General features: G+C 67.0%; 10 protein-coding genes. 5 read left to right on the forward strand and 5 right to left on the reverse strand.

Annotated features, from left to right (window positions below; translation table 11 throughout):
* Positions 1-8 precede the first annotated feature (8 nt).
* From queD to C7411_RS03105, 3 genes are all read left to right on the forward strand, one after another.
* Complete coding sequence (gene queD / locus C7411_RS03095) at positions 9-452, forward strand: 6-carboxytetrahydropterin synthase QueD (RefSeq protein ID WP_028203213.1); 444 nt, start codon at positions 9-11, stop codon at positions 450-452.
* A 232-nt stretch (positions 453-684) separates the two neighbouring features.
* Positions 685-1,467, forward strand: a complete 783-nt coding sequence (locus C7411_RS03100) for an HpcH/HpaI aldolase family protein (RefSeq protein ID WP_110383176.1) — start codon at positions 685-687, stop codon at positions 1,465-1,467.
* Positions 1,464-2,210 (forward strand): tetratricopeptide repeat protein, encoded by a 747-nt coding sequence (locus C7411_RS03105; RefSeq protein WP_110383175.1) that lies wholly within the window; start codon positions 1,464-1,466, stop codon positions 2,208-2,210. Before C7411_RS03100 ends, C7411_RS03105 begins: the two co-directional genes overlap by 4 nt.
* 99 nt (positions 2,211-2,309) lie before the next feature.
* Here the strand turns inward: C7411_RS03105 and rodA are convergent, their stop codons facing one another.
* The 5 genes from rodA to C7411_RS03130 form a co-directional block, all read right to left on the reverse strand.
* Complete coding sequence (rodA, locus tag C7411_RS03110) at positions 2,310-3,476, reverse strand: rod shape-determining protein RodA (RefSeq protein WP_110383174.1); 1,167 nt, start codon at positions 3,474-3,476, stop codon at positions 2,310-2,312.
* A gap of 65 nt (positions 3,477-3,541) precedes the next feature.
* On the reverse strand, positions 3,542-6,019 hold the full coding sequence (gene mrdA / locus C7411_RS03115; protein WP_110383173.1) for a penicillin-binding protein 2: 2,478 nt from the start codon (positions 6,017-6,019) through the stop codon (positions 3,542-3,544).
* A gap of 113 nt (positions 6,020-6,132) precedes the next feature.
* Positions 6,133-6,645: a rod shape-determining protein MreD gene (mreD, locus tag C7411_RS03120; RefSeq protein ID WP_110383172.1), complete on the reverse strand. Its 513-nt coding sequence runs from the start codon at positions 6,643-6,645 to the stop codon at positions 6,133-6,135.
* Complete coding sequence (gene mreC, locus C7411_RS03125) at positions 6,645-7,751, reverse strand: rod shape-determining protein MreC (protein ID WP_110383171.1); 1,107 nt, start codon at positions 7,749-7,751, stop codon at positions 6,645-6,647. Before mreC ends, mreD begins: the two co-directional genes overlap by 1 nt.
* A 191-nt stretch (positions 7,752-7,942) precedes the next feature.
* Positions 7,943-8,986: a rod shape-determining protein gene (locus C7411_RS03130; protein ID WP_004189550.1), complete on the reverse strand. Its 1,044-nt coding sequence runs from the start codon at positions 8,984-8,986 to the stop codon at positions 7,943-7,945.
* A gap of 430 nt (positions 8,987-9,416) precedes the next feature.
* Between C7411_RS03130 and gatC the strand changes: the two genes are divergently transcribed.
* Positions 9,417-9,716, forward strand: a complete 300-nt coding sequence (gene gatC / locus C7411_RS03135) for an Asp-tRNA(Asn)/Glu-tRNA(Gln) amidotransferase subunit GatC (protein WP_028211911.1) — start codon at positions 9,417-9,419, stop codon at positions 9,714-9,716.
* Positions 9,717-9,908: 192 nt separating this feature from the next.
* On the forward strand, positions 9,909-11,498 hold the full coding sequence (gene gatA, locus C7411_RS03140; RefSeq protein ID WP_110383170.1) for an Asp-tRNA(Asn)/Glu-tRNA(Gln) amidotransferase subunit GatA: 1,590 nt from the start codon (positions 9,909-9,911) through the stop codon (positions 11,496-11,498).
* Positions 11,499-11,500 lie beyond the last annotated feature (2 nt).

Consider the following 11,500-nt stretch of genomic DNA (forward strand, 5'->3'; position numbering starts at 1 on the left):
GCGCCGTGCTGACGATCACCCGAAAACTCGAATTCGACGCGGGCCACCGCATCCCCGACCACCGCAGCCAGTGCCGTAACCTGCACGGCCACCGCTACGTGCTCGAAATCACGCTGGAAGGCGACCTCGTCGAAACCGAGGGCGCGCCCGATCGCGGCATGGTGATGGACTTCGCCGACGTGAAGTCGCTCGCGAACCAGCATCTCGTCGATCTGTGGGATCACGCGTTCCTCGTCTTCGCGGGCGATACGCAGGTGCGCGGTTTTCTCGAAACGCTGCCTGGCCACAAGACGGTCGTGATCGACCGCATTCCGACCGTGGAGAACCTCGCGGCCATCGCGTTCGACATTCTCGCGAACGTGTACGACGCGCACTATGGCGTGAATCTGCGCCTGCACAAGCTGCGCCTGTACGAGACGCCGAACTGCTGGGCCGAGGTCACGCGCGACTGACGCGCGCAAGCTTCGCCTCACCCTCGCTCCGACGACCCGCGCAAGGCGGGTTTTCCGTGCCGGCCGGCAAATTTTTGTCGCGGTATGATCATTGCCGCAAGGCCTGCGCATCCCCGCGTGCGGCCCGACAAACACATAACGGAGCGAGACCTGCCGGCTGCCGCGCTGCCGGGCGGATAAACCCGCCCGCGCCAGGCGTATGCGTCCACGCAGCCTCGCCGGGAGCACGGCGATGAGCACCTTCACGAATCCCCTCAAGGAACGCCTCAGGGAGGCGGATCCGCTATTCGGTCTATGGCTTTCGATGGGCAGCGAAACCGCCGCCGAGGCGCTCGCGCACGCCGGCTTCGACTGGCTGCTGATCGACATGGAGCACGCCCCCAACGACAGCGCCGACACCATCGCCCAGCTGCGCGCCATTGCGGCGGCGCATATGCCCACCGAGCCCGTGGTGCGTCTGCCCGACAGCGAGCCGTGGCTCGTGAAGCACGTGCTCGACGCGGGCGCGCGCACGGTGATGTTCCCGAACGTGGCCTCGGCTGAGGAGGCCGCGCGCGCCGTGAGCCTCACGCAGTACCCCGACGCGCGCACGCCAGGCGGCCAGCGCGGTGTGGCGGGCGTGGTGCGCGCGGCGGCCTATGGAATGCGGCGCGATTACCTCCAGGGCGCGAACGCGCAGATCGCGACGATCGTCCAGATCGAGTCGGCGGCGGCGCTGGGCGAAGTCGAGAAGATCGCGAAGGTGCCGGGTGTCGACTGCCTGTTCGTGGGCCCTGCCGATCTCGCGGCGAGCCTGGGCCATCTCGGCGACTCGAAGCATCCCGACGTGCTCGCCGCCATGCGTCGCGTCGTGGCCGCGGCGCGCGAGGCGGGCGTCGCGTCGGGCATTTTCGCGATGGATCCGGCTGGCGCGAAGCAGTATCGCGAGATGGGCTTCAGCTTCATCGCCCTCGCCGCCGACGTGATCTGGCTCGTGCGCGCAACGCGCCAGGCGCTCCAGGAGGCGAGATCATGAAGCGTCCGAAAGCGCTTTTTGAGCGGCTTCCTGAACGGATCGCGCGCGCGCTCGCCATTGGGTGTCTGGCGGGCGCGGCGCTCGGCGTGAGCGGCGTCGCGGCCGCAGCCGACGCCGCCAGCGCCGCCGCCAGCGCAGGCGCCGAATCCGATCCGCAGACGGCCAGCGCCGTTGCCGACTACAACGCGGGCAATCTCAGCGCGGCGCGTGCCGAGTTCCAGGCGGCGGCCGAGCGCGGCAACCGGCTGGCTCAGTTCAACTACGCGATGATGCTCGTGAACGGCGAAGGCGGCGCAGCCGACGTGGCCGAGGGCCGCAAGTGGCTGCGCAAGGCGGCGGACGCGAACATGTCGCATGCGCAGTACGTGTACGGCAAGATGTACGACGACGGCGACTTCGTCGAGCGCGATCCCGTGCAGGCGCACCAGTGGTTCCTCAAGGCGGCGAAGCAGGGCCATGTGCAGGCGGAGCTTGCGCTCGCAAACCAGTACCTCGACGGGCGCGGCACCACGCGCGACAACAAGCAGGCGTTCTACTGGTACAAGAAGGCCGCCGAGGGCGGCGACATGACGGCGCAATACGTGACCGGCTCGTTCTACGAGCGCGGCGGCGACGGCGTGGCGAAGAACCTCAACGTCGCGCGCGCGTACTATGCCGCCGCGGCGGCCCAGGGCGATCCCGTGGCACGCCTGAAGTACCAGCAGTTGAGCGCAGAGCTGATGAAGTCGGCGCCCACGCAGTAAGCGCCACAAATCGACCGCCGAAAAAAACGCGCCGGACAATGCCGGCGCGTTTTCTTTTACTGCTGCGATCGAGCGGGCCTAACCGCCCCCGCCGAGCCCTCAACTCTGCATCAGCCGCTTCTGGCGTCCCACGCTCATGATGAGCCCGATCGCCACGCCGAGCGTCGTGAGCGCCGTGCCGCCGTAACTCATGAACGGCAGCGGCACGCCCACCACGGGCAGGATGCCGCTCACCATGCCGATGTTGACGAATGCGTAGGTGAAGAACGCCATCGTGAGCGAGCCGGCCAGTAGCCGTCCGAAGAGCGTCGCGCCGTTCGCGGCGATGTAGAGCCCGCGCGCGATCAGACACATGTAGAGCGTGAGCAGCACGAGGCCGCCCGCCATGCCGAACTCCTCGGAGAACACCGCGAAGATGAAGTCGGTGTGCTTTTCGGGGATGAATTCCAGGTGCGACTGCGTACCCTTCAGCCAGCCCTTGCCGAGCGGGCCGCCCGAGCCGATCGCGATCACGGCCTGGATGGTGTGGAAGCCCTTGCCGAGCGGATCGGAAGTCGGGTCGAGCAGCGTGCAGATGCGGTGCTTCTGGTAGTCGTGCATGAGCGGCCAGTTCACCTGCGGCTGGCAGATCTTGTCCTGGAACGCCGCGATCGAGGCGACGGCGATCACGCCCGCGATCAGCACCGGCACGATCAGCTTGAACGAGAGCCCCGCGAAATAGATGACGAAGAGGCCCGACGCGAACACGAGCACGGCGGTGCCGAGGTCGGGCTGCTTGGCGATGAGCCCCACGGGCACGAGCAGAATCACGAAGCCGACGAGGAAGTCGTACCAGCGCATCACGCCTTCGCGGCGCTGGTAGTACCAGGCGAGCATGAGCGGCGTGGCGATCTTGAGGATTTCCGAGGGCTGGATCACCACGCCCACGTTGATCCAGCGCTTTGCGCCCTTGCGCGTGAGGCCGAATAGCGCCACGGCAACGAGCAGCGCGATGCCGAAGGTATAGATCGGCACTGCGAAGCGCATGAGTGTGTTGGGCGGCACATTGGCGAGCGCCCACATCAGCACGAAGGTGAGCATGATGTTGCGCAACTGGTCTTCCACGCGGCCCGGCACGTCGAGGCTCGCGCTGTACAGCGTGACGATGCCCACGCACAGCAGCAGGAACACGGTGAGCGCGAGCGGGCGGTCGAAGCCGAGGAACATCTTGCGCAGCGTGTCGAGCACCGCGCGCTTGTCGATCTTGTCGAACTGAAGGAAAGGCATTGTGTCTCCTGTCGATCCGGAGTTTGCGCTTCAGCGCCTACGCCGGTCCCATGCAAGGTACTTGCTCACTCGTCGATGCCGCCCGTTGCGGGCCTGGGCGGCGGGGCGAGCGTGGCCGCGTCGCTCGCGCCGGCGGGGCGGCGCGGGCGATGGGGGCCGGGACCGAAGTGGCGGGGCTCGGAGGCCGGCGCGGGGCGGGCGGCGCTCGTGTCGGGCATGTCGTTCGCGCCGGCGGTGCCGCCGTTCACGGCGTCGGTTGCAGCGGGCGCATCGGGGCTGACGTTCTGGCGGGGCTTGCGAGCCTTGCCGGCAGCGTTGCTGGCCGGCGTGGGCCGTGCCGCCGCGCCGGAGGCCGCAGCCGCAGCGGAGGCAGCCGCGGCGGAGGCAGGCGCAGCGGCTGCCTCCCCCGAGGCTTGCGAAGCCGCCACAGCAGCGGAAGCCGCCGCGGCCGCAGATGCCGCGCCGGGAACCGGCAGCGGCGTGAAGCCGGCGGCGACCCTCACGGGCTGCACGGCGGGCGTGGCCGAGGCGGCACCCGGCGCCGCGGACGCTGCCGATGCGGCTTCGGGCGGTGCGCCGATCACGGGCGCGGACGCATCCTCCGTGGCCGAAGCCGCCGCGCTCACGGCCGCCTGTTCGACGCCGGGCTTCAAGCGGTCGACGAGCCAGTAATCCAGCACGCGGCGCGCGATCGGGCCTGCGGCCTGCGCGCCCCAGCCGCCGTTTTCGACGATCAGCGCGACGGCGATCTGCGGCTTCTCGGCCGGTGCGAACGCGATGAAGAGCGCGTGGTCGCGCAGATTCTCGGCGAGCGCATGCGCCTTGTACTTGCCGCCCTGCAGCGAGAACACCTGTGCCGTGCCGGTCTTGCCCGCCGAGGTGTACGGCGCGTTGCGGAACACCTGGTAGGCTGTGCCGGAGGGATTCATCGTCACGTTCTCCATGCCGCGCTTCACCACGTCGATATCGGCCTGGCTCACGTTCAGGCGCCCGCTTTCGCTCGGCACCGTGAGGCGCTCCTGCTTCGTGATCGGATTCTCGATCTCCTTCACGAGGTGGGGTTTCATCAGGATGCCGTTGTCGGCGAGCGTGGCCGTGGCGTGCGCGAGCTGCAGGATCGTGAACGAGTTGTAGCCCTGACCGATCCCCAGGCTGATCGTCTCGCCCTCGTACCAACGCTGCTGCTCGGGCTTGCGGTACGCCTTGCGCTTCCACTCGGTGGAAGGCAGGATGCCGCGCGCCTCGCCCGCGATGTCGATGCCGGTGAGCTGGCCAAAGCCGAGCGGCTTCATGAAGTTCGCGATGTTGTCCACGCCCAGGTCGTGCGCGAGCATGAAGAAGTAGGTGTCGTTCGACACCATGATCGCGCGGTTCATGTCGATCCAGCCCTGGCCCGAGCGCACGTCGTTGTTGAAGCGGTGGCCGCCGAACATGTAGTAGCCGGGGTCGGAGAAGCCCCACTGCGGCGTGCGCTTGTGCAGCGTGAGCGCGGCGAGCGCCATGAATGGCTTGTAGGTCGAGCCCGGCGGGTAGGTGCCGTGCAGCGGACGGTTCAGCAGCGGGTGATCGGGCGAGTTGTTGAGCTCGTCCCAGGTCTGCTGGTCGATGCCGTCCACGAACGAGTTCGGATCGAAGCTCGGCGCCGAGACGAACGCGAGAATGTCGCCCGTCGAAGGCTCGATGGCCACGAGCGCGCCGCGCTTGCCTGCGAAAGCCTGCTCGGCCACCTGCTGCAGGCCGATGTCGATCGAGAGCACGAGGTTGTTGCCGGGCGTGGCCTGGGTGCGCGAGAGCGTGCGCACGGGGCGCCCGCCCGCCGTCACTTCCACTTCCTCGAAGCCGGTCAGGCCGTGCAGCTCGGTTTCGTAGCTCTGCTCGACGCCGATCTTGCCGATGTAGTCGGTGCCGTTGTAGTTGTTCGCGTCCAGACGCGGATCGTAGTGCTCGGGATCGCTGTCGTTCTTGTCGGAGAGGTCGTCGATGCGCTCCTGGTCGCGCTGCGAAATCCGGCCGATATAGCCGATCACGTGCGCGGCCGTGGGCCCGAGCGGATACTGGCGGAACAGCCGCGCGCGCACTTCCACGCCGGGGAAGCGGAAGCGCTGGGCTGTGAAGCGCGCGACTTCGTCGTCGGTCAGGCGCGTGCGGATCGGCAGGCTCTCGAAGTTCTTCGAATCTTCGAGCAGCTTCTTGAAGCGGCGGCGATCGCGCGCATCGATCGGGATCACAGTCGAGAGCTCGTCGATCGTGTTGTCGAGCGTGTCGGTGAGCTTCGAGGGCGTGATTTCGAGCGTGAACGCCGAGTAGTTCTTCGCGAGCACGACGCCGTTGCGGTCGGTGATGATGCCGCGGTTCGGCACGATCGGCGCGACGGAAATGCGGTTCTCGTCCGCCTGCAGCGAGTACTTGCTGTGGTTCCAGACCTGCAGATAGAGGAAGCGGAACGCGATCAGCCCGAAGCAGACGAACACGAACAGCCCCGCCGCCGCGACGCGCAGGCGGAACTTCGTGAGCTGCTGCTGGGTGTCCTTGAATTCGGTCATGCTGTCAGACCCGGGCGCCACGGTTCCGATCGCGAGGAGCGGCGGGCCAGGGTGCGTAGGAGGTAGTCAGGCAGGTAGTCAAGCGAGTCTTCCGGCGGCGAGCGGCGCGCCGCTCAAATGGGCCGGGTGTCGTCGGGATCGACGGGGCGGCGCTGCGGCAGGAGCAGCAGCACGCTCGCGACCGGCCAGAGGATCGCCTCGACGAAGCCGCTGATGAGGTAACCCCAGCCCGGAAACGACGCGCCCATCAGCAGGCGGATCACGAACGGCACGACCTGCGCGCCGACCAGCATGGGCGTGACGGCGAACATCTGCAAGCCGATCGACATCCACAGCACGCGGCGGTGAATGGTGATCGCGCCATACGAAAGCAGCGTGTATGCGAGCGCGTGCTCGCCGAGCAGGTTCGCGTTGTGGACGTCCATGAGGAGCCCGAGGAAGAACGCGACGCCCATGCCGACCTTGCGCGGCTGGTGAATGTTCCAGAACAGCAGTACGAGCGCGACGAAGTCGGGCACGCCGGGCAGCTTGCCCCAGGGCAGCAGGTTCAGCAGGAACGCCGCCGCGAGGCTGAAAACGATGAAGTACGGATTGACCGGCTGCAGAATGTATTGCGGACGCGGCATCAATGGCCCCCTTTCTCGACGGCCTTCGCCGCCTCTTCCCGCAGGTTCTCCCTGGGCCTTCTCCCGGGCTGCTTTGGCTGCGCCGGTTTTGTATCTGCCGCGGCCGGTTTGGTCTGCTGCGCCGGGGCCGATGCAGCGGCGGCGGGTTTCGCCTTCGCGTCATCGGCCTTCTTGTCGCTCTTCTTGTCCGCGGCCCTGGCGGGCTTCTTCTTCGCGTCCTTCGCCTCGGCGGCTGCAGCGGCTTCTTCGGCGGCGATCGGGTTGGGCGGCACCTGCGGCACATAGTGCAGCACGAGCACCTGGCGCGCCCCGCGTACGGCGGCGAGCGGCAGGCAGACCACGCGTGCAAACGCGGTATCGGCCTGCTTGTCCACGCGCAACACCTTCGCGACCGGCAGCCCTTGTGGATAGATGCCGTCGAGTCCGCTCGTCACGAGTTCGTCGCCCACTTGCAGATCGGCGCTGATCGGCACGAAGCGAAGATCGAGCAGGTCGCCCTTCGCCGTGCCGTAGATCACGCTGCGCAGGCCCGTGCGCACGACTTCGACCGGCACGGCCTGGTCCTTGTCGGTGACGAGCGTGACTTCGGACTGCATCGGGAATACGCGCGTGACCTGGCCGATCACGCCGTCCTCGCTCAATACCGGCGAGCCGTTCTGGACGCCCTGTTGCGAGCCGCCGCCGATCACGACCTTCTGCGTGAACGGGTCGCGCGTGTCGTACTGGATTTCCGCTGGCGTGGTTTGCGCGCCGATGCGCTGCGAGAGCTGCAGAAGCGCGCGCAGGTGCGCGTTTTCGGCGGCGAGGGAAGCGGCCTCGTTGGCCTGCTGCGAAAGCTGGAGATTGCGCGCGTGCAACTGGGTGTTTTCGGTGCGCAGCGCGGAACTCGTCACGGCCAGATCGGCGGCGCCCATAAAGAAGTCGCGCGGCACGAGGGCCGCGCGTTGCAGCGGGTAGAGGCCCGCGCCGAGTACGCCGCGCACGATTTCGAGCGTCTTGAAACGCGCGTCGGAGACGAGGAGCGCGAGCGACAGCACGACGAAGAAGATCAGCCGTGCGAGTGCCGATGGGCCCTGTTTAAAGAGGGGCGGCGGACTGTATTCCATGGTCGGCGCCGGGGGCGTGTGCGGTTCGGTGAAACAGAGGGTGTAACGGCGGGCACGACGAAGTGTGAAACTTCGGCGCCCCGAAGGACGCCCCGTTGCGGGCGCCGTGGCGGCGCGCGTGCCGCCGCGCCATCAGCGGCGCGGCGACGCCGGAACCGCGCCGCGGGCGAGCGCAGCAGTGCGCGGCGCGCTTACTCGTACGAGAAGATGCTGCCAAGCTTGTCCATGCGCTCGAGCGCCATGCCCGAGCCGCGCACCACGCAGGTGAGTGGGTCTTCGGCCACGAGCACCGGCAGACCGGTTTCTTCGGCGAGCAGGCGGTCCAGGTCGCGCAGCAGCGCACCGCCGCCCGTGAGCATCATGCCGCGTTCCGCGATGTCGGCGCCCAGTTCCGGCGGCGTTTGTTCGAGCGCGATCTTCACCGACGAGACGATCTGGTTCAGCGGGTCGGTGAGCGCTTCGAGAATTTCGTTGCTCGAAATGGTGAAGCTGCGCGGAATGCCTTCCGACAGGTTGCGGCCCTTCACTTCCATTTCCTTGACTTCGGAACCCGGGAAGGCCGAGCCGATTTCCTTCTTGATGGCTTCGGCGGTTTGTTCGCCGATCAGCATGCCGTAGTTGCGGCGGATGTAGTTGACGATCGCTTCGTCGAACTTGTCGCCGCCCACGCGCACCGAGCCCTTGTAGACGATGCCGCCGAGCGAGATCACGCCCACTTCGGTCGTGCCGCCGCCGATGTCGACGACCATCGAGCCCGTGGCTTCCGAAACCGGCAGGCCCGCGCCGATCGCGGCGGCCATCGGTTCTTCGATGAGGTAGACCTGCGAGGCGCCCGCGCCGTGCGCGGCTTCCTTGATTGCGCGGCGCTCGACCTGGGTCGAACCGCACGGCACGCAGATGATGATGCGCGGCGACGGCGAGAACATGCGCGACTCGTGCGCCGTCTTGATGAACTGCTTGATCATCTGCTCGGTGACGGTGAAGTCGGCGATCACGCCGTCCTTCATCGGGCGGATGGCTTCGATGTTGCCCGGGACCTTGCCGAGCATCTGCTTGGCTTCCTTGCCGACTGCCTGAATCGTCTTCTTGCCGTTCGGGCCGCCTTCCTGGCGAATGGAGACGACCGAGGGTTCGTCGAGGACGATGCCCTTGCCGCGCATGTAGATGAGGGTGTTGGCGGTGCCGAGGTCGATCGCCAGGTCGTTGGAGAAGTAGCTACGCAGAAAACCGAACATTCAAAAATCCTGTCTCGCTTGTGGCCGTCCTTCCAGCTTCGTGGGCGAGGGCGGCAGCGGAAAAATTAACAGCCTCAGGGCGACATGCTGCGCCACGAGGGCACTCCGAAATCACGGCGGAGGGCGTCGCAAGGGGCGCCACGAAGGGCCTGAGACTGCGGGGATGATTACCGGAGGCAGCCTGGCTGTGCCGCCCCTTTGATCTTGTCTGGCCGCATTGTGCTGCGTACAGAACCGAAAGGCGGATGCAAGGCGGTCCGGGTTTGGGTCGAACGCGTAATGATACCTTATAATTTTGCCTGTTTTGCAGGATCCGGAAGGCAGTTTTTGACCTCGTCGAAGCTTTCCTTCGGAGCCGGATCCGGCGCGATAAACCGCTGTTGCAGCACCGAATTCCCGCACTGCCGCAGCCCCTTTTTCCGGTGACCGCATGGCCCTGACCCTGAACGATGTGAAGCGCATCGCGCATCTTGCGCGCCTCGAACTGGCCGACGCCGAAGCCGGCAATACGCTCGAACGCCTGAACGGCTTCTTCGGCCTCGTCGAGCAGATGCAGGCCGTGGACACGACCGGCATTGCCCCGCTCGCCCACCCGATCGAGCAGATCGAGGACGTCGCGCTGCGTCTGCGCGAGGACGCCGTGACCGAAATCGTCGACCGCGAAGCGCTGCAACGTCCCGCGCCCGCGGTGCAGGACGGACTTTACCTCGTACCGCGCGTGATCGAGTAGGCGCGCAGCATTTTTTCGCCATTTTCGAATTCCCACGAGTCATCGGAACAGTTCGAAAAGGCACGGACTCCCGAGTTTTCCCGGGTTTTCCGGGAAGCGGCGCACACGTTCGTGAACGTTGGCACACCGCTTTTTGGACGGCGCAACGATCCGATTTCGACCACGCCGTGACGTTCTTCCAGGAATCACGCAATGCATGACAAAAGCTTGACCGAACTGCGCGCCGCGCTGGCTGCGAAGGAGTGCTCCGCAGTCGAGCTGGCCCAGCACTTTCTGGGCCGGATCGAGGCGCACCAGGACCTGAACGCCTTCGTCGACGTCAATCCCGAATTGACGCTCGCCCAGGCAAAGGCCGCCGACGCGCTCCTGCACTCGGGCCACGCGGGCCCGCTCGCGGGCATTCCGCTCGCGCACAAGGACGTGTTCGTCACGCGCGGCTGGCGCTCGACCGCCGGCTCGAAGATGCTTGCAAACTATGTGAGCCCGTTCGACGCGACCGTGGTCGAGCGGCTCGAGCGCGCAGGCATGGTTTGCCTCGGCAAGACCAACATGGACGAATTCGCGATGGGCTCGTCCAACGAGAACTCGCATTTCGGCGCCGTGAAAAACCCGTGGGACACGAAGGCCGTACCGGGCGGCTCGTCGGGCGGTTCCGCCGCGGCCGTCGCCGCGCGCCTCGCGCCCGCCGCGACCGGCACCGACACGGGCGGCTCGATTCGCCAGCCGGCATCGTTTACGGGCGTGACGGGCATCAAGCCCACCTACGGCCGCGTCTCGCGCTACGGCATGATCGCGTTCGCCTCGTCGCTCGACCAGGGCGGCCCGTTCGCGCACAGCGCCACGGATTGCGCGCTGCTCCTGAACGCCATGGGCGGCTTCGACGAGCGCGACTCGACGAGCCTCACGCACGCGCACGAGGACTACACGCGCTTCATCGGCCAAAAGTGGGGCAACGGCGGGGACAACAGCGGGAGCCAGGGCGCCGGCAAGCCGCTCGCGGGCCTGCGCATCGGCCTGCCGAAGGAATATTTCGGCGCGGGCCTCGCCGACGACGTGCGCGCCGCCATCGACGCCGCGCTGAAGACGTACGAATCGCTCGGCGCCTCACTCGTGGAAGTCACGCTGCCGAAAACCGAGCTGTCGATTCCCGTGTACTACGTGATCGCCCCGGCGGAAGCGTCGTCGAACCTCTCACGCTTCGACGGCGTGCGCTTCGGCCACCGCGCCGCCGAATACCGCGATCTGCTCGACATGTACAAGAAGTCGCGTGCCGAGGGCTTCGGTCCTGAGGTGAAGCGCCGCATTCTGGTGGGCACCTACGTGCTTTCGCACGGCTACTACGACGCGTATTACCTGCAGGCGCAGAGGATCCGCCGCATCATTGCGCAGGATTTCCAGGAAGCGTTCAGGCAGTGCGACGTGATCATGGGGCCGGTCGCACCGAGCGTGGCATGGGACCTCGGCGCCAAGGGCGACGATCCGCTGCAGATGTACCTCGCGGACATCTACACGCTCTCCACGAGTCTCGCGGGCCTGCCCGGCATGAGCGTGCCGTGCGGCTTCGGCGCGGGTGCGAATGCGCAGCGGCCCGTCGGTCTGCAGATCGTCGGCAACTATTTCAACGAGGCCCGCATGCTGCAGGTCGCCGACGCCTTCCAGCGCGCGACCGACTGGCATCGCAAGGCGCCGGCAGGGGTGTCGAATGAGCCCCCGCACTCACTTCGTTCGTCGCCCCCCGGGGGGGCGCATGCCTCCCTTGAGGCGGCTCGGCGGGAGGCATGAGC

It is taken from the genome of Paraburkholderia silvatlantica, from assembly GCF_003096715.1.
Lineage (GTDB): Bacteria > Pseudomonadota > Gammaproteobacteria > Burkholderiales > Burkholderiaceae > Paraburkholderia > Paraburkholderia silvatlantica.